Source organism: Agrobacterium sp. RC10-4-1 (assembly GCF_014138475.1).
Taxonomy (GTDB): Bacteria; Pseudomonadota; Alphaproteobacteria; order Rhizobiales; family Rhizobiaceae; genus Agrobacterium; species Agrobacterium pusense.
The window spans coordinates 69,847-86,535 of the sequence record NZ_JACJIT010000010.1 but is presented as its reverse complement, the minus strand read 5'-3'; the positions used below and the strand labels follow the sequence as shown (position 1 = coordinate 86,535).

General features: G+C 57.3%; 20 protein-coding genes. 9 read left to right on the top strand and 11 right to left on the bottom strand.

Annotated elements, in window-relative coordinates:
• Window positions 1-60: 60 nt before the first annotated feature.
• Together rnk and FHW77_RS23770 are read left to right on the top strand one after the other, a co-directional pair.
• Window positions 61-474: a nucleoside diphosphate kinase regulator gene (gene rnk / locus FHW77_RS23775; RefSeq protein WP_077987676.1), complete on the top strand. Its 414-nt coding sequence runs from the start codon at window positions 61-63 to the stop codon at window positions 472-474.
• 339 nt (window positions 475-813) lie between these two features.
• Complete coding sequence (locus tag FHW77_RS23770) at window positions 814-1,257, top strand: response regulator (RefSeq protein ID WP_286086133.1); 444 nt, start codon at window positions 814-816, stop codon at window positions 1,255-1,257.
• Here FHW77_RS23770 and FHW77_RS23765 read toward each other — a convergent pair.
• The 3 genes from FHW77_RS23765 to FHW77_RS23755 all read right to left on the bottom strand — a co-directional run bounded on the left by FHW77_RS23765 (window position 1,251) and on the right by FHW77_RS23755 (window position 4,638).
• Window positions 1,251-1,556 (bottom strand): hypothetical protein, encoded by a 306-nt coding sequence (locus tag FHW77_RS23765; RefSeq protein WP_182590801.1) that lies wholly within the window; start codon window positions 1,554-1,556, stop codon window positions 1,251-1,253. The genes FHW77_RS23770 and FHW77_RS23765 overlap by 7 nt on opposite strands.
• Window positions 1,557-2,146: 590 nt before the next feature.
• Entirely contained in the window at window positions 2,147-3,199 is a 1,053-nt protein-coding gene (locus FHW77_RS23760) for a sensor histidine kinase (protein ID WP_182590800.1), read from the bottom strand.
• Complete coding sequence (locus FHW77_RS23755) at window positions 3,196-4,638, bottom strand: DUF7125 family protein (RefSeq protein WP_182590799.1); 1,443 nt, start codon at window positions 4,636-4,638, stop codon at window positions 3,196-3,198. The genes FHW77_RS23760 and FHW77_RS23755 overlap by 4 nt, the downstream gene beginning before the upstream one ends.
• 477 nt (window positions 4,639-5,115) lie before the next feature.
• Here FHW77_RS23755 and FHW77_RS23750 point away from each other — a divergent pair, with 477 nt between their 5' ends.
• A complete protein-coding gene (locus FHW77_RS23750; RefSeq protein WP_168247159.1) occupies window positions 5,116-5,280 on the top strand; it encodes a hypothetical protein in 165 nt (54 codons plus the stop codon).
• A gap of 323 nt (window positions 5,281-5,603) precedes the next feature.
• Here the strand turns inward: FHW77_RS23750 and FHW77_RS23745 are convergent, their stop codons facing one another.
• From FHW77_RS23745 to FHW77_RS23725, 5 genes are all read right to left on the bottom strand, one after another.
• Window positions 5,604-5,828, bottom strand: coding sequence for a hypothetical protein (locus FHW77_RS23745; RefSeq protein WP_182590798.1), 225 nt, complete (start codon window positions 5,826-5,828; stop codon window positions 5,604-5,606).
• An 85-nt stretch (window positions 5,829-5,913) separates the two neighbouring features.
• On the bottom strand, window positions 5,914-6,189 hold the full coding sequence (locus tag FHW77_RS23740; protein ID WP_077987681.1) for a hypothetical protein: 276 nt from the start codon (window positions 6,187-6,189) through the stop codon (window positions 5,914-5,916).
• Between the two features lie 96 nt (window positions 6,190-6,285).
• Window positions 6,286-6,531 carry a hypothetical protein gene (locus FHW77_RS23735; protein ID WP_135856536.1) on the bottom strand — a complete coding sequence of 82 codons (246 nt, stop codon included), beginning with the start codon at window positions 6,529-6,531 and terminating at the stop codon, window positions 6,286-6,288.
• A 119-nt stretch (window positions 6,532-6,650) separates the two neighbouring features.
• Window positions 6,651-6,860, bottom strand: coding sequence for a cold-shock protein (locus FHW77_RS23730; protein WP_034806062.1), 210 nt, complete (start codon window positions 6,858-6,860; stop codon window positions 6,651-6,653).
• A gap of 582 nt (window positions 6,861-7,442) precedes the next feature.
• A complete protein-coding gene (locus FHW77_RS23725; protein ID WP_286086132.1) occupies window positions 7,443-8,453 on the bottom strand; it encodes a LysR family transcriptional regulator in 1,011 nt (336 codons plus the stop codon).
• Window positions 8,454-8,944: 491 nt separating this feature from the next.
• Between FHW77_RS23725 and FHW77_RS23720 the strand changes: the two genes are divergently transcribed.
• Both FHW77_RS23720 and FHW77_RS23715 read left to right on the top strand, forming a co-directional pair.
• Complete coding sequence (locus tag FHW77_RS23720) at window positions 8,945-9,637, top strand: type 1 glutamine amidotransferase domain-containing protein (RefSeq protein WP_142188052.1); 693 nt, start codon at window positions 8,945-8,947, stop codon at window positions 9,635-9,637.
• A 74-nt stretch (window positions 9,638-9,711) separates the two neighbouring features.
• Window positions 9,712-10,551, top strand: coding sequence for a type 1 glutamine amidotransferase domain-containing protein (locus FHW77_RS23715; protein WP_182590797.1), 840 nt, complete (start codon window positions 9,712-9,714; stop codon window positions 10,549-10,551).
• 396 nt (window positions 10,552-10,947) lie between these two features.
• Here the strand turns inward: FHW77_RS23715 and FHW77_RS23710 are convergent, their stop codons facing one another.
• Together FHW77_RS23710 and FHW77_RS23705 are read right to left on the bottom strand one after the other, a co-directional pair.
• Entirely contained in the window at window positions 10,948-11,184 is a 237-nt protein-coding gene (locus FHW77_RS23710; RefSeq protein WP_142188069.1) for a DUF6894 family protein, read from the bottom strand.
• A 298-nt stretch (window positions 11,185-11,482) separates the two neighbouring features.
• Window positions 11,483-12,724 (bottom strand): MFS transporter, encoded by a 1,242-nt coding sequence (locus FHW77_RS23705; protein ID WP_142188053.1) that lies wholly within the window; start codon window positions 12,722-12,724, stop codon window positions 11,483-11,485.
• Between the two features lie 100 nt (window positions 12,725-12,824).
• Here FHW77_RS23705 and FHW77_RS23700 point away from each other — a divergent pair, with 100 nt between their 5' ends.
• Window positions 12,825-13,799: a GlxA family transcriptional regulator gene (locus FHW77_RS23700; protein WP_182590796.1), complete on the top strand. Its 975-nt coding sequence runs from the start codon at window positions 12,825-12,827 to the stop codon at window positions 13,797-13,799.
• Window positions 13,800-14,106: 307 nt separating this feature from the next.
• Here the strand turns inward: FHW77_RS23700 and FHW77_RS23695 are convergent, their stop codons facing one another.
• A complete protein-coding gene (locus FHW77_RS23695) occupies window positions 14,107-14,409 on the bottom strand; it encodes a hypothetical protein (RefSeq protein ID WP_142188055.1) in 303 nt (100 codons plus the stop codon).
• Window positions 14,410-15,010: 601 nt separating this feature from the next.
• Here FHW77_RS23695 and FHW77_RS23690 point away from each other — a divergent pair.
• From FHW77_RS23690 to FHW77_RS23680, 3 genes are all read left to right on the top strand, one after another.
• Window positions 15,011-15,382, top strand: a complete 372-nt coding sequence (locus tag FHW77_RS23690) for a hypothetical protein (protein WP_182590795.1) — start codon at window positions 15,011-15,013, stop codon at window positions 15,380-15,382.
• A gap of 113 nt (window positions 15,383-15,495) precedes the next feature.
• Entirely contained in the window at window positions 15,496-15,756 is a 261-nt protein-coding gene (locus tag FHW77_RS23685) for a hypothetical protein (protein ID WP_182590794.1), read from the top strand.
• Window positions 15,757-15,905: 149 nt separating this feature from the next.
• A complete protein-coding gene (locus tag FHW77_RS23680) occupies window positions 15,906-16,292 on the top strand; it encodes a hypothetical protein (RefSeq protein ID WP_210277059.1) in 387 nt (128 codons plus the stop codon).
• Window positions 16,293-16,689: the final 397 nt, after the last annotated feature.

Below are 16,689 nucleotides of genomic sequence, written 5' to 3'. Positions count from 1 at the left end.
CCTAATCCACAAGCAGTCTTTTTATTGCGCAGCCCTTGGCCTGCAACAGAGGCATATGACATGAATACCACCAATTGCGGAAAGCCGTCCATCGTCGTCAGGCAGACTGACCACGCTCGTCTGACCTCTCTTGCACTGGCAGCACCGGGACGCGACCTCGATGTTGCCGAGGAATTGCTTATCGAACTTGATCGAGCTGATGTCGTAGAGGATGACCAGTTCCCGCCGGATGCCGTAGCGCTCGGATCGACCGTGTCCTACAGGACGGAGGGCGGCGCCAGAAGGTCGGTCACTCTTTGTTATCCCGGTCTCGCCGACATCGAACGCTCAATGGTCAGCGTGCTGACGCCGATTGGCGCTGCGCTTCTGGGTCTTTCTCCGGGGCAGCAGATCGAGTGGAGCGGCCGCGACGGGCAGTCACACATGTTGACCGTCCTTGACGTGACCGCCGGGGTCCCTTCCACGGCGGCCTGAAGGGCTCAATTTCAGAGAATACGAGAACCTCGCCATTTATCGGCGAGGATTTCTGGCGTGCCTGGCCGTGTGAACGCAAACAGATAAAAGTAACGACACCAAAGTGAGACGCGACGCGGGCAGGTCAGGCTGCCTAGCCAAATTAGGCATAGGCCGAATGTTGACGTTCAGGTTGTTCGTCATCGATTGGACGAGCTTGCGGCATGATCGCGGATCGAATAGACGACGACCGCGTGCGCCGTCTTGCGGAGCGTAGTACTTGCTGCTGCAACCAGATAACCTTCTGTTCTTTTTCCGGGTTCGTTCCAGGCGAACACCGGGAAATGTTCGCAATCGGCGATGTTCGAGAACGGCCTGCAAGACGGAACCGTCAATCGCCCGGATTGTTCGGGGCGGTACGACCGGAAGGAAGTCCCCGTGCTGCGTGTCCTTAGAGGCAAAAAGCTCATTATTGTTGAGCAACGACCAATGCTGACGGAGGCATGCCGTGAGCGGATGACTGCGGCCGGGGCCACGGTCGGCCTTCCTCTTCGATCTGCAAGAGATGTTCTTGATGCGATGATGGAGGGAGACGTAGACGCGGCAATCATTGACATCGGGGTTGATGATGACACGCTGCTGTCCGTATCCATCATTCTGGAGAGCGCAAACGTGCCGTTTCTTTTCGCTTCCCGCGCAAAAGGAAATTCTGGCGGCTACGACGTGAGCGGCGATATCGTAGAACTTCGAAAAATTGCCGACGCACTCTTCGGCCCACCGGGAACCTCATCGACTCTTCATTGATCGTCGATCCGAGTGGGCAGTTCGTCAGACGGACTTTCCGTCGCAGGCCGCAGCTGAAAATCTCGCAGCAGCACCCGCCGCATCGTCGCAAGAAGCACGACATCGATCGGCGAAGCGTCGTCCGCAGTTGGAAACTCCAGGAGGATTTCGCTGATGGTCTTCTCTACGAGATAAGCCTGAATCCGCTCATCTGAAGTGAAACGCGCAGCCCAGCGCGAAAGCACACGGCGCAGCAGGGAATCATTGTGATCTGATGGATGGGGAACGCGGCCGTCCTCCACACGAATAGGCGGGAGCACGTAGTAACCCTCAGGTGCCACCGCCTATGAATTCGGTTGGTGGCAATGCAGACATAATAACCCATCCGATCGAGGAGTCGACCAATATTTGTCAATTGAACACCCCTGCCCCTTGCCAGTCTCATCTCAATACTCGCAGGCCGGTGTCTGTGGAAAACCGCCCGGCCAAGGCATGTCGGACGGCTTGATGTTAACGATGACGGCTGAACCCCATTCCCCGGTGGTGACAGGCCTTTCCGCGTCCGCTAAGTTTCGCCCCCTCGTTGAATGGTGTCGTCTTGGCACATTCACTCTGGAGCTATCCGTTACGGCCGGCTGCCGGTCAACGCGACGACGCGACAGTTGAAGAACCCTCCGGGGTCAGTGAAAATGGCGGGGCCGTTCGGACGCTCGGCGTCCTTAGGTGCGTACCAGACCAGCGGGGTTCACAATCCTGATCCAGCCCAAGCGCCAGGACGGGGCCCTAGACCCTCGCATCAATCTTCGGGCTCAACATTTCGAACATGTTGAACCGGGGCGCCGGAGGAGGACCGGCCCATGGCGTCTTGACCGGCGCAATAGGTCCGCCTCGTGGGAAAAAAAGGCCGCGTCTAGTCCGGCAGTTTTGCAGGTTTTAACTGTGAAACTGGTCCGGCAATGCGACAGCGAAATCCCTCCGTGCCAAACTGCAGTTCAGGCGCTGTACCGAATAATGAGCCTAAAGCTGAACGAATATAGCGCGTCCCGTATCCTTGACGACTGGGGGCGACCGCGGGCGGGCCGCCTCGTTCAACCCAATTCATGCTGAACATTGGGTCATTTCCCTCGGTTATTTCCCAAACCATTTCCACGCTACCCTCAGGAACAGAAAGCGCGCCGTATTTAATGGCATTGGTCGTCAGTTCATGAATACAAAGCGCGATGGTCGTCCCCGCATCCCGACCGACAACAATATCTGGACCGGAAACCGCGATTCGCGTCCAGCCATCACCGTTATAGGGAGCTATGGTCGTTGTCACGACCAAGGAGAGGGCAACCTCCTCCCCGCCCGCCTCGAAGACTGCCGAATGAACGCCCGAAAGGGCCTGAAGCCGCGCGCCAAAATCACCCGCCAGTTCGTCCACGGTCGTAGCGCGTTTTCGCGTCATCTGGAAAATGGAGGTGACAGTGGCAAGGATGTTCTTCACGCGATGGTTCAGTTCCAAACGCAGCTCTGTCTCCCGTTCGATTGAATTCCGAACTTGCCGCTGCCGTAACCGCACCAGGAGGTTCAACCGAACAGCGTTGACCAGCTCGAGCGGCGCGATCGGACGCACATGGAACAGAAGACGGGATTTCGGCCATGCTGCCTGCAATCGATCCCGGATGCCTTGCACCGGTGCCGCCTTCTCAAGGAGGACGATCATCGGTATTTCTGACCAATCGGGTTGGGATTTCAAGTGATCGGAAACCTTCGTCAGGACAGAAGGGGTGAGCGCTTCGTGCGTGATGATAATAATGCCGGGTGACGAACAAAGAAGATCTTCAAGGCCATCATCCATTCTGGCCGAGACCGCAGCCACCTGTTGGTCTTGCAAAAGAGCCGCAATATAATCTGCGTCCTTGCGAAACGGAGCAAGAACGAGCACCCAGTCCAGCTCGTTTTCCGTTCGCAACTCGTTCATTTGGAATCGGGAAGGGGGTTGTAGGCCACGACGGTAACGCTGCCGCTTTCGATGATCAATTCCCGGACATCGAGATCATGCGGGCCGTGGCGCTTCTTGACCACCGTAATATTGCGTCGCAGGCGCCCTTCATGCTCGATGATCCGCAACAGCAGGACCGTGTCGCCAAGAAAACTCACATCGACGTCGATCCCGACATTCTGCCCGAGGAGCCCATGCTGAGCCACAATGAGCATCGTCAACACCCCGGAACGCGCCAGGTACTTTAGCAGGGACTGGATGTCGCGCACCGCTTTGTCGCGGTGTGGCAATGAGTTGAGGTAACCCGTCAGGCTGTCAATGACGACGACTTTCGACTTGTTCTGCGTCACAGCATCCTGAACGATCCGGCCGAATTCACCCGGTGAGATCTCGTTAGGATTGAAGTCGCGAAGGATCAGCCTGCCGTCCTTATGAAACTGCCTGAGTTGCATGCCCAGGCCTTCTGACCGGCGAAAGAAAGTTTCCAGTCGCTCCTCAAACAGGAAGAGGGCTACATTTTCTCCACGCTCAAGCGCCGCGGTTGCATAGAGGGATGACATCGTCGATTTTCCGGTCCCGGCCTGACCAATGACCAGGGTTGTGGTTCCGGCTTCCTGGCCTCCGCCGAACATCTCGTCGAGTTCGGCAACGCCGGATTTGATCAGTTGTGGCTTACCGGTATCTGATGCGGTGCTTGGCATTATCCGGGGGAATATCACCACGCCCTCGCCCTCCCGGATCGCCATGTCGTGATAGCCATCGGCGATCGGCACGCTGCGCATCTTGGATATCTCGACACGGCGGCGCACACCGCCGTACTCCTCCAGCGACTTGTCAAACCGGATTACCCCGTGGGCCAGTCCCTCCACCTCCTCGCCGCTTCGGTCAAATCCTGGAGACTGGGTGTCAAGCAGCAACGCGACGACATCCTGTTTTGCCAAAAAGGCCTTGAACGCGATCAGCTCCCGGCGAAACCGGGGAGAATCGCCGGTGATCAACCGGATTTCGAGAAGGGAATCATAGACAAGCCGGCGCGGTTTATGTTCCTCGATCGCTGCCTCAACCGCCTTGCGTGTCTCGTCAAGCCGCAGGTCGGACGTCATGAATATGCTTTGATCATCGGCTTCGTTTACGGAGCCGGATGTCGCGAGTTCCTCGACACGGATACCGTCGAGTGTCCAGCCGTGCGACACCGCAATAGCCTTAAGCTCGGCAGCTGTCTGCGAGAGTGTCACGTAAATGCAGCTTTCGCCGGCAGCAACTCCGGCTCGCAGGAACTGAAGGGCGGCGGTGGTTTTGCCCGATCCTGGAGCGCCCTGCAAAATGTAGAGATTGGATGCGGGAAGACCGCCGCGAAGAATTTCGTCAAGTCCCGCGATTCCGGTGCTGACGACAGAGGGCATTTTCGGTCTCGGCATTTTTACCTTCCGCTGGCCACGCGCATTGGCATCGAGGGAACGTCACTGCAGTCAGATTACACTCATATCTATATTCGTCTTTCTGGAAACATCAAATCGTTCCTTGCCTGTGAAGATCAAGGGAGGAGTTATGTTTCGATCGAGACCGCAAAGCCGCAGAGCGTTCGGGAATCCGCGGTCGCGGGGTCAATAAGGCGCGCCGCCCCGGAGCGATGACTTTGTGGAAGACGCCGTAAACGGCCTCCGAACATCACCCGACGGTAGAATATCAGTTACAATCGAGCACGCGGCGTCCCTCTCCCAACCGCAATGTTGGCAGCAGTAGGACCCCGTAGAGGCCAAAAGCCAGGTCGGGGTCGGTCGCCGGCCTTCATGCGGGCGCAATTGACCCCTATGAGTCATTACCGGCAGTCAATGGAATGGGCGCTGTCGTTAGGCAGTCAGTATAGCCTAGCCCCAGTCAGCAAGGCCGACGCAATGTCTTCCATTTCTACCCAGTATATTCGTGAGTTCAACCGGCTCAATGCTATGCTTGAGAGCGCGGGAATGCGCAGTTTTGACGATCAAGAACAACAAACGGCCAGGGACGTGGCTGCAAAAGTGCTGATCGATAAATTTCTCGAAAACGCCGAGCGCGAATAGACCCGCGGAAATGGTCTTAGACCCCGCTTCATTGTTTTTTCGGAATCCACATCCTTCATTGATAAGCGCCACATCGAGCCCTGAGCAGTCCGTTTCGTTCCCCCGGCCGAGGATCGTTCGCGGTCCTGGCCGGCTTAATGACACCGAAATGGCGGTTGACGTGTGGTAGCCTGAGCGGAACGCCTCGAAATCCCTAACAGGAATAAGCGGCCCCAATGCGATCTGCTCGCCAAATATTCAGAGGTGGCGCGTCGGGCCTGCACCAGGGCCACGGACGGGGGAATTCGAGCATGCGAAGGTGCACAAGAAGACCTGTCGAGACATCATTGGTTTTGCTGATCAGCGCCTGCATCAAGAAGCTCAATTAGCGCCGCCTGCTCGGGACCATACGGCCTCAGAAGCAGAAACTCCTCGACACGTAACTCCGTCTCGTATCCGCCTGACGCTGGATTGCCTTTGTGACGTACGACAGATGTCCCATCCTCTCGCGTCCCCAGGGACCAGTTATCACCATTCGAACTTTCAGCAAATTGTTTGAATTCCGTCATGATCGTTGCCCTCTCATCATTTTCTGAAAGACGCGTGCGCGGCCGAGTGCAGGCTATGGATCGAGACCGCACCGGAGCAGCGTGATTATGCCCGGTCGAAGGTAAAGGAGGTCAACAAGGTCGTTACGAAATTGCTGGCCTTCTCCTTGACCACAAGCTCCGTCCACTCGTCGGTTCCCCGAAACCTCAGATCCGTGTGGATGCTGTCAACGGCGGCGGCCTCGATGCGTTTGATATGCTCTTTAAACTGCGCCTCGCCCTCCCCACGGTAAAGATCGCGGATCACCATCCGCAAAATCTCCTGGATAGCGATCTGCCATGCGGTGTTTATCGCGTTCAGCTCATTTGTTGTCGCTGACATGAAATTCGCCTTTTTGAGTTGATGTTCTCAAGTCATCACTGGCAATGCGCCCGTATGGTTCGCAAGAGCACGGGGAAAGCGCGATTGTGGAACCGCTTAACCCGCCGAACGGGTGGTCGACACCTTGGCGGCACGCTTGGCGATCAATGCGGATGTTGCAGATTTCCGATCCGCGAGTTCTTTTGCGAGGCGTGCAGTCCTGAGCCTTGCCGTTTTTTCATTATGTGCCTCAACGGCAGCGTGCCCCTTTTCCTCGGGACGATCCTTCGCAAGGGCGGGAGCCTGAAGCTTGCGAAACGCGATTTCTGCCTGCTGACGCAGTTTGCTTTGTTGTTGTGTCATGAAGTCCCTGCCTCTCCGGCCTGTGGCCGAACGAAAAAGGCCAGGCGAAACGCCTGGCCTCGATGAAATTGCTCCCGGCAGTGCCAGTACATCCGTGGTCAAAGGGGAGCGGATCTCACTTACGCAGACTGCAGATTGGTCGCAGACATCTTGCCAGACTTGTTGTCCCGCTCAAGTTCGAAACCAATCTTCTGGCCCTCTACGAGTTCACGCATTCCTGCGCGCTCGACAGCCGAAATGTGAACGAACGCGTCTGCGCCGCCATTGTCAGGCTGAATGAAGCCGAAGCCTTTTGTGGAGTTAAACCATTTTACTGTGCCAGTGGTCATGATGGACCCTTTCCAAGCATAGAGTGACATACCGCGCAACGGATGAAACGCGGGCATAAACCGACTATTTTTGAAAGAGAAGTTCGCTTAGGGCGCGGTGCCAATCGCACGGTAGACAAGCTTGGCAAGCAAAAGATCGATGGTGGATATATAAGGCACGTGCGAAGGCAAGTCAACGATTAGTTTTTTGGCGAAGCGTCTCTTCACCTAGAGGTTGTGTATTACTGCTGCGCGTCGTCGAGGCCGCCCGGGATGAGGAACGTCCCCGACCGACAGCCGTGGTTGACTCGGGAAGATTTCAAATAGTGAGCCAGCGGGATTTGAGCACAGTCGCTCGTGTGGACGGTCCGTAATTGTGGCGTCCGCGATCCTTAAAGTTCAGGGCCGAGCTCTTCGCACAAGTGGCCGGCACGATCCCAGCTGCTTCCTTCCGACACCCAAGCCCCCGATCTGGCCAATGCCGCATCGAAAGCGAAATCCGGCGCAGCCAACGCTTCTGCCTAGAGCGCGTCCACATGTGCCGCGCAAACGGCCACCCAGACGAAGACCAAATGTGTAATCCACCACCGAGACTCCAGGGCGCTAACCGTTTCTCGCGAGGAAATCTATGAGTGTCCGCGTCGCGGTCGAGAGGCGCCGGTGCGGTGCAAAGACGAGTGAGAATGGCCGGGATCGGCCCCGGGCGTGCTGCAGCACCTCCACAAGCCGACCCTGTTCAATACGGTCCTGCACGATGAAATCGTAACTTTGGCAAATACCAAGTCCGCTTTCCGCCAGCGACACGACGCCGAGGACGTCATCGAATACCTGGACCTGGCTGGCTGGCGTCCAGTCGAGGTCGCGTCCGTCGACCCGAAATAGCCATGGCGCGCAGCGCCCCGTGCTCGGCATGATGAAAGGCAGGCACCGGTGTTTCGCGAGGTCTTCAAGTTGCAGCGGAACGCCCGCCCGCTCAAGATACCGAGGAGAGGCGACCAGCCGCAGCGGCGCATCCTCGAGCTTGCGCGCTGCCATCCCACTGTCGGGCAACGGGCCCAGACGGATCGCGAGATCGTACCCCTCCGCCACCAGATCGACGTTGCGGTTCGTAATACTCAATTCAATCTGTACCTTCGGGTAGGATTGCATGAAGCGGTCCAGCATCGCCGGCAGCCTGTAATGGCCGTAGGTGGTCGGCACGCTGAGGCGAATATGCCCCCTTAGCGCAGCTCCCGTTCGGCCCTGTAGTCCGCGTTCCGCATCATCAATCATGGAGAACGCCGCGCGCGCCTGCTCCAAATAGGCACGGCCTTCATCTGTCAAACTGAGGCGCCTCGTGGTACGGCGCATCAATTGCGCCCCAAGCCTGCTTTCCAGGCGGGTGATCGCCCTGCTAAGGACCGACGGCGTCGTCGAGAGCACGACCGCCCCCTCGGTCATCGATCCCTTTTCGGCAACGGTGACGAACGCTTCCACGTCACCGAGATGATCAAACCTTCGCGCCATTTTGACCTCTTGTGAATAAGTATGCTTCTTCAGGGGAGCTTTACTCCCGATTTGGGCATCAATGAAGTGCTTTAGCGCTTCTTTGCCGAGCGGAGACGTAGCCTTCAACTGTCGCCAACATTCTTGCGTCAGCGGTCGTTGATGCGCCCGGGACAATCGCCTCGCCGGCCACAAAGGCAGCCTGCTAGCAAGGGCCACTGGAGCTCTTGCTCGCCGGCTCGCAGCCCATGGGATCGTCCGACGGACAGCAACCGGCTTCGTCGCGCCAGCGAGCTCCCGAGCAGCGAGAAAAATCACGCGACGTGTCCAGGCATCGCTTCCGCAGGCCGGACGAAGTTGCTGCTGCATTCCGGTTCCTGCTGCAGGCGAAGGTGGTTTCTTCAATTGCCAGTGTGTCGACGACCTAGCAGTCGCCAAAGCGTTGCATCGGCTGGCTGGACACGGGACACGAACCCGTCGCTGCGGCAGCATGGCCGACAGCCCCATTCTGTCCCCTCAAGAACAAATGATTTCCCCGGAGGTCAGTTTATCTGCCGTCGAAGCTTAATACATTTACATCATCGAACGCGCTCAGGTCCCCCCGATTTCAGGAGCAAATCATGAAAAGCACAACCCAGGCCGTCAAACCGGTTCTCTTCGTCCTCACCAGCCATGGCCTCAAAGGGAACACCGGCGAACCCACGGGATTCTACCTCGGAGAAGTCACTCATCCGCTCGCCGTTCTGGATGCCGCTGGCATTCCGGTCGAGTTCGCCTCGATCGATGGGGGGGAGCCGCCCGTCGACGGCCTCGACCTCAATGACAAGTTTAACGGTCGTTACTGGAACAGCGACGGCTTCCGCCAAGCCATCCGCAACACGATCCGCCTCGCCGATGTCGCCCCGCAAAATTACTCGGCAGTCTTCTTTGCTGGCGGTCATGGCGCAATGTGGGACTTCCCCACAAACCCGGCCGTGAATGACGTCGCCCGCGAGATTTACGAGGCGGGCGGCGTTGTCGCAGCTGTGTGTCACGGTCCCGCCGCCCTGGTCAACGTCACGCTAAACAACGGCGCCTGGCTTGTCGCTGGCAAGAATGTAGCGGCCTTCACCAATGACGAGGAGCGGGCCGTAAAGCTCGACGAGGTGGTGCCCTTCCTGCTTGCCAGCACGCTGACAGCCCGCGGCGCGCATCATCATCCGGCCGCCGACTGGACCGCGAAGGTCGTCGTTGATGGAAGGCTAGTCACCGGCCAGAACCCGCAATCGGCAACCGGCGTCGGCGAAGCAATTCGCGACCTGCTTACCGCATAACCGAACACACTTCATTACTCGTAACGAGCATTCCCTGCCCGACGGGCAGGGACGGCTTTCGCATGGAGAAAAACATGAAAACCATCCGCATAATCGCCGTCGCGCTCGCTCTTGGCACAAGTGCCATCAGCGCCCATGCCGGCAACGTCCTCATCGTCCTTTCCGATTCCGGTCATCTTGATCTGAAGAATGGCAAGGATTTCAAGACTGGCTTTTATCTCAACGAGCTGATGCAGCCTGTAGAGGCCTTGATCGAGGCCGGCCACGACATCACCTTCTCGACCCCGACAGGCAAGGCGCCGACGCTCGACAAGTCGTCCGTGGACAAGATGTATTTCGGCGGCGACGAGGCCGCGATGCAAAAAAGCATCGCCATGCTCGACCAACTCAAACTGACCTCCGACAGCGCTTCTCCGGTCATAAGTCTCGCCCGCGTCGAACAGATCGGTTACGACCACTTCGACGCCGTCTATGTGCCGGGCGGCCATGCCCCGATGCATGATCTTCTGGTCAGCCGAGACCTCGGCAAGCTGTTCACCAACTTCCACAGCAAAGGCAAGCCCACGGCGCTTGCCTGCCACGGTCCGATCGCACTCCTCTCGGCGCTGCCGGATGCGACGACCTTCACTGCGCAACTGGAGAAAGGCGTTTCGGCGAAGGCCGGGAACTGGATCTATGCGGGCTATAAGAAGACCGTCATCAGCAATCAGGAAGAGGAAATCGCTAAAGGTCTGCTCAATGGAGGGGAGATGAAGTTTTATCCACAGACGGCGTTGGAAGCCGCCGGAGGCGTCTATGTGAGTAATGAGACGCCGTGGTCACCCAACGTCGTGACCGATCGGGAACTGATCACAGGGCAGAATCCCGGCTCGGCCAGCGCTGTAGCGGCTGAATTGCTTCAGCGTCTGAGATGACCATCTGGAGAGGTCGCCAGCGCCGCCTCCTGTGCGGAACGGCGCTTGTGGCTTCCTTGGTGTTGGAGGCCCTGCCGGATTTCCGGTCGAGCGACCTTGGTCGGTGAGAGCAGACATTGAATGAGGTCGGCCGGTGGACGTCACACCGCGACGCTTTTTCCCGACTTCCCAAGAGGCTGATCGATGTCACATTAGGGGCATTGGTCGGGGATGCCATGATGTCAGAGCCACAATTGAAGTTACAAGCCATGATGGCGGCCCCGCATGCGCATATCTTCCAAAGGCCGGTCTCAACATTCAAGATATCCCTCTTGAGATCGGAAACTCCTGCTGGACGGCCCGCTTCAACGCTCTCCAACAAAATCCCGTGGAAGCACACGTCACCACCGGCACCCGTTATTCAAATCGTACAACGGATTTCAGCGGAATTTTAGCCACCAGGACGCCATCGCTCCTGACGACTTCAAACTCTGCGCCGTCCACAACCTCATTCTTCAGGATTTTCTCTGCCAGCATTTCCCTCGCAGCCTGTACGGCTTCAACACGGGCGCCCTCGTCGCTGGACAGTACTGCGCCTTCCGTATCCAAAGAGAGACCGTCAGCGTCCCGGACGTGAAAAAAATACCTTGGCATCGTATAATCCTGTTTTCCTCCGGTAACCAACTGCCTCTCATCGTATTGGTTCCGTTCGCCGATTCCGCGATGGAGAATAGCGCAGAACCAATGACTTGGCTGGAGCTCGCGAACCGGCGGGGACAGAGGAACAAATCAGGCGCGCCGGCGAAATCCAGCGCGAACGTTCGGATTTCGCTTCGATTGCGTCGCGCCGTCCCAATGGGAAATGCGACCAGCAAGAATGCCGGCTCTTCGCTCGTTTGAAGACGTTCAACCATGGGCGCTTAGCGCCGGATCATCGGCGGCATCCCGACGTTCACCGATCGAACCGGCCAGTCAGCCTGTAGATGAGGAACAGGATCACGGCGATGGCCTCTAATCCGGCGGCAGCAAGACCGATCGCCTGGACGGAACGACTTGCAAGGATCGCGGAGCCGAGTGCACTGCCCACGCCGAAGCCAGCATACATAACCGACGTGTTGAGGGAGAGCGTAACGGGCGCAACTGGCGGGCCTCCAGCACTGACGAGATGGGCCATCTGCGCAGGGTAAAAGCCCCAGACAGCGATGCCCCACAAGACAATCGCCCCCATTACCGGGACAACCGCCTGGCCCGGCGACAGAAAGGCTGCGCATGCCGCTAAGGTGAGGAACGCCAGCGTCAGAAGACCCAAGGTTGCTCCGATCGTGTAGCGTGAACCGAAACGGTCGTTGATCGAGCCGCCGAGTGTCATACCCAGCACGGCCGACACGCCCCAGACGGATATGGCGACGGATACACCGTCATCGCCGAAGCCGACAGTCGCGTGGAGGATGGGTGCAATGAAAGGGTATACCGTGAAAGCGCCCGTCGCCCAGAAGAACGTCAGCGATAGTGCCTTGATGACGGCTGGTTGGCCGGCGACCCGCAGACGGTCGGAAACGCCCGCGACGCGAATACCGTCTCCCGCTTCCTTTGATACTCCGAGAAACAGGCCAATGGCAGCGATGGCGGCGAAGAACCCGACGCAGAGAAAAGTCGCTCGCCAACCGAGGGCATGACCGATCACCGAACCTAGCGGCAGGCCCAAGGCAATGGCGATGGTCGCGCCGCCGGTTACGATGGCGAGCGCCCGCCCGCGCCGTTCCGGCGCCACAAGCGTCCCGACGAACGCGCTGGCGTTCGGCAAGTAGAGACCCGCCGACAGCGCCAGCAGGACTCGCGCGGCGATGATCCCGCCAAACCCGCTAGAGCGCCACGCCGCGATATTGGCCGCCGCGAAGGCGACCATCGCCCCGATCAGAAGCGCACGGCGGTTAATCCCGGCGGTCGCAATTGCCAGAATGGGAGAGCTGATCGCCAGCGTCAGCGTAAAGATTGTGATGAGCAGCGCTGCATATGAAACCGGCAAGGCGAGATCGTCAGCGATCTGCGGCAGGAGCGGAGCGATCATGAATCCTTCGGTGCCGATGGCGAAGGCTCCGACCGACATGCTGTAGATGGGCAGCAAGCCAATCCTTTCGGGCGGGGTCTTGTTTCGCGTAACTGCAGTGGTTTGGCTCTGCGGCTCAGTCTTCATCGAATGTCCTCTTAGTTTGACGGATGGTGAAACCTAGCCTTGAAGACGAATGTCTCAAATGTCATAGTCACGTCATTTCAAGACATTCAGGACGGATCCCATGCCCACAGTCGGATTCCTGCTTCATCCCGGATTTTCTCCAATGGGGCTTGCCATTGCGGCGGCGTTCGACCTCGCCAACCAGCAGCGGTCGGGTCGTGTAGGCTCCAGAGTCTACAACCTCGTCATGCTCTCGGACGCCGGCGGCCTTGTCCGCGGGGCAATGGGGATCGCCGTCGAGTCCGAACCGTTGTCCGATCGGCATCTGGATCTCATCATCATCGGTGGCGGCGTTGAAGCGGCGACCCCGGCGACGATCGCGTTTCTCCGGAATGCTGTGGGTCGCGTCAGCCGGATCGCGGCCACCTGTACAGCGGCGTTCGTGCTCGCTGAAGCAGGGTTGCTCGACGGACGACGGGCGACGACACATTGGGCGCGGGCGCGCGAACTCCAGCTCCGCTATCCCCTGGCGAAAATAGAGGAGGATCGCATCTTCGTGGAGGACGGGCCGATCTGGACTTCAGCAGGCATGACTGCCGGGCTTGATCTGGCACTCGCGTTCATCGAACGCGATCTCGGAACGGAGGTGGCCCGGTCTGTCTCGCGCGCACTGGTCATGTATCACCGACGCACAGGCGGACAGTCGCAATTCTCAACCCTTCTCGAACTCGAACCGAAGTCCGACCGTATCCAGAAAGTCCTCACCTATGCGCGCCGAAACCTTGCCAACCGACTGGATGTGGAGGAGCTTGCGGCCGTGGCCGGCATCGGCCCGCGGCAGTTCACGCGCGTTTTCGTTCAGGAAACCGGTCAATCGCCGGCCAAGGCGATTGGGAGCCTCCGACTTGAAGCGGCCCGCAGCCTGATGGAGGACACCGGACAGACGATCGACGTTGTGGCGCAACAGAGCGGATTTGGGGACCGTGACCGGATGCGCCGCGCGTTCCTACGCGCCTTCGGTCAGCCACCGCAAGCTGTGAGGCGGTTAACCCGCCCCTCTTACCTGGAGGGGACGGAGCGGACTCAACTGCCCTGATAGCCGAGGCTCTATCGCAGCGGATGAAAATTCAGTGGCAGGTCATCAGCAATTAAGTTCTTTTCTGGTTCGTTTGAAGGTGTTCGGCAATTTCAATTGGTCACATCGAGGCGCTGCAAAGATGGGCGTTGTGCGGAAGTCTGCTTGACTGAGAACAACGAACGAACAATTACCAATATCGGTAACCGTTGACGTAAATTAGACTTATCTCAATGAGATGATTAGTTTGCCTCTATCAAACCCGTTCCGGATTGCTCGAAGCGGCATGCAAAAGCATCCACGCAAGGGCGTCGTCCGCCGGTTATCTTTATTCCGGGAAAAATCTTATGAGCTGGGTCTTCTTAAGTGCCTGTCGACTCGCCGCATCAAAAGAGATGCAATGCTCAATATTTGTGCGTAACTCTGCTGGCATTTCTGGTCCACCGGCTTTCAGGAGCTTGTCGCCCATCGCTACAAGAGCCGCCACTTCGACAGCGCATCGGGAAACAGACATAGCTGGGCCGGGTCGCGTTTCTTCAACGTCATTGCGGGCGGTATAAAGCGTCAACAAATACCAGATCAGAAAGAAAGAGGACCAAAGCGTTATGCTTCCAAGAACATATGCGCGCACAGGTGTTTCCCCGCTATCTGCCAAACCCCGGAAGACCTTGAATCGCATATCTCGGGAGGGGTCCACGAGAAGGCACACGTTCCCGTTTCTGTACCCCGAACAGGAACAGCATTTCCCCTTTGAGTTTGAAAGGGTCGGTCATTCCACCCTGAAAAAGATCAATTATCTTACAAGTGGCCTTGTTGAATGACCGGTCGTCACCCGAGTACGTATCGATTTCAAAGCCGGCGTCTACCAACAGGGACCGCAACATATTCAGATCGTGAGGCGAAATCGGGCCGTATTTTTGCGCGGAAGACATCGCGTCCTCCTTTCGTTGGGGCCAAGGGATTTCACCTTGAAGCGGTAACGCCCTTTAAAAAGCTACCGAAGAAAGTAGCCTGCGCCAATTGAGGTTCATTAGCAAGGGAATTCCAGTGAGCTGGAATGCAGCCGCCGCTCAATGATGGCGAGTGACTGGGTTGTGAGCTTCGCTTGAGGTTCGAAACTGTAATCGCTTGCGTCTGGAGCAATTCAGGCGCACTGTAAAGTGTCAGTAGCGGTGTCAAGGGCACTACTGGTTGAGGGTCGGTTACCCTAGCCCCAACGAGAGGAGGACAATATGTCTTCCCACCCGAGCCTTGCAGCCATCTCTCCAGAGGAGATGGAGATGATCCAGTCAGTGTTGCAGAGGGCAGGTTATAACGCCACGTTGCTGGGCAATGACCAGCGACAATTCAACGCGGCCGCGTTTCTTGTGATGAGACTTTTTCTCGCGGGAGAAACATCTGCAGACGCACTCGCGGCACAATTGAAATGCCGTTTTGGAAATGCGGACTCTCCCAAACAATTACACCAATCACGGCCTGTCCTTGAGGCTATCAGAAGTGTTCCGCGCAATACGATCTACGTCCTGAACTTTTTCAGGAAGGCGCGTCATCAATCGATTGAGATAGATGAAAAGTCCTGGAAGAACGAAAGCGGCGAGCTATAGGCTCCCTATGTTAATCCTTCTCAGGGGCCGAAATCCACGTAGTGGGGTACAATAACAGATAAGGATGACCGTTGCGGCTCAGTGGGACGTAGTGTCAGGAAGAGTGAAACACTATGAAAGAACGAACGATATACAAAGAAATCACCTTCGCGAATCCCTTCGTATTGGATGGTTTAGTAGCACCTTTGGAAGCAGGAACATATCGTCTGGTCGTTGATGAACAGCTTATTGAAGGTCTCAGTTTTCCTTCGTATCAACCCGTAGCAACACACCTTGAGATACCTGCTATCTCCGCCCAATTAGTGACGCGCCAGTTCTTGCAGGTGTCCGCGGATGAAATAGAGGAGGCCCTGCAAAGAGATACCGAACAGTAATGCGCCCGGTCCGAACAATGATCACCGTTTCACAAGGTGGCCGGCGAGTGCGCTGGTCGGTGGGCCCAAGCGGTAATTTAACCCTGCTTGCACGTTGCCTGGTTTTCTGTAGGAGAAATCTATCTTCGATGTAGCGCGGGCGGCGCAGAATGAGTAAGAAGGATATTCCTGTGTTGCGCGCCTTCAGAGGCAAAAAGTTGATAGTAGTAGAGCGGCGTCCGTCGTTGACGGCGGCGTGCCACGCGCAGCTTGTTGCCGCCGGTGCCATCATTGCCGGCCCGGCAACTTCTCTAGAACAAGTCTTGAACCTGTTGGAAGCCGGCGCTGCCGACGGGGCAATTATTGACGTCGAGGTTGACGTGGAGATGATGTTACACCTGGGCTTGCTTCTGGAATCAATGGCGACGCCGTTCGTTTTTGCATCTTTCACGAAAGTGAACCCTGATGGCTACGCTCTTAGCGGTGACAGGAAGCATCTCCGCAAGATTGCGGACGCGCTTTTTGGCCTGCCTGGAACATCATCCACTCTTCATTGATAATCAATCGGAACGCGACTGTTCGGGCGGCCTTCTTTAAGCGGCTGGTTTTAATACAAAACACCCGGAGCACCTACCCCACCGTTGCAAGAAGCTGGACGTCCATCATTCGATTGTCGCCAGCTTCCGGAAATTCTCAGAGGATGTTCGACAATCGTCACTTCCACGGGGTGATCACCAAACTGCTCATCAGGCGTGAACCTGGCCGCCCAGCGGGGAAGAGCGCGTCAACGCAGACAATCATCAACTCCAGACAAAATAGGCGGGAGCATGTAGCGACCCCCAGGTGCCACCGCCCATGAACTCGGCTGGTCGCAATGCCAAGAGGATAAGCAATCAAGCAATCAGTCGACACTATACGGGACAAAATCAAGCGGTAACACCTGCTTCAAGTGAG

Coding starts and splice junctions, on each gene's coding strand:
- rnk (WP_077987676.1), top strand. CDS start 61: ATGAATACCACCAATTGCGGAAAGCCGTCCATCGTCGTCAGGCAGACT.
- FHW77_RS23750 (WP_168247159.1), top strand. CDS start 5,116: ATGTCTTCCATTTCTACCCAGTATATTCGTGAGTTCAACCGGCTCAAT.
- FHW77_RS23745 (WP_182590798.1), bottom strand. CDS start 5,828: ATGACGGAATTCAAACAATTTGCTGAAAGTTCGAATGGTGATAACTGG.
- FHW77_RS23680 (WP_210277059.1), top strand. CDS start 15,906: ATGAGTAAGAAGGATATTCCTGTGTTGCGCGCCTTCAGAGGCAAAAAG.
- FHW77_RS23710 (WP_142188069.1), bottom strand. CDS start 11,184: ATGCCAAGGTATTTTTTTCACGTCCGGGACGCTGACGGTCTCTCTTTG.
- FHW77_RS23755 (WP_182590799.1), bottom strand. CDS start 4,638: ATGCCGAGACCGAAAATGCCCTCTGTCGTCAGCACCGGAATCGCGGGA.
- FHW77_RS23770 (WP_286086133.1), top strand. CDS start 814: ATGTTCGAGAACGGCCTGCAAGACGGAACCGTCAATCGCCCGGATTGT.
- FHW77_RS23700 (WP_182590796.1), top strand. CDS start 12,825: ATGCCCACAGTCGGATTCCTGCTTCATCCCGGATTTTCTCCAATGGGG.
- FHW77_RS23705 (WP_142188053.1), bottom strand. CDS start 12,724: ATGAAGACTGAGCCGCAGAGCCAAACCACTGCAGTTACGCGAAACAAG.
- FHW77_RS23740 (WP_077987681.1), bottom strand. CDS start 6,189: ATGTCAGCGACAACAAATGAGCTGAACGCGATAAACACCGCATGGCAG.
- FHW77_RS23760 (WP_182590800.1), bottom strand. CDS start 3,199: ATGAACGAGTTGCGAACGGAAAACGAGCTGGACTGGGTGCTCGTTCTT.
- FHW77_RS23685 (WP_182590794.1), top strand. CDS start 15,496: ATGAAAGAACGAACGATATACAAAGAAATCACCTTCGCGAATCCCTTC.
- FHW77_RS23720 (WP_142188052.1), top strand. CDS start 8,945: ATGAAAAGCACAACCCAGGCCGTCAAACCGGTTCTCTTCGTCCTCACC.
- FHW77_RS23735 (WP_135856536.1), bottom strand. CDS start 6,531: ATGACACAACAACAAAGCAAACTGCGTCAGCAGGCAGAAATCGCGTTT.
- FHW77_RS23715 (WP_182590797.1), top strand. CDS start 9,712: ATGAAAACCATCCGCATAATCGCCGTCGCGCTCGCTCTTGGCACAAGT.
- FHW77_RS23690 (WP_182590795.1), top strand. CDS start 15,011: ATGTCTTCCCACCCGAGCCTTGCAGCCATCTCTCCAGAGGAGATGGAG.
- FHW77_RS23730 (WP_034806062.1), bottom strand. CDS start 6,860: ATGACCACTGGCACAGTAAAATGGTTTAACTCCACAAAAGGCTTCGGC.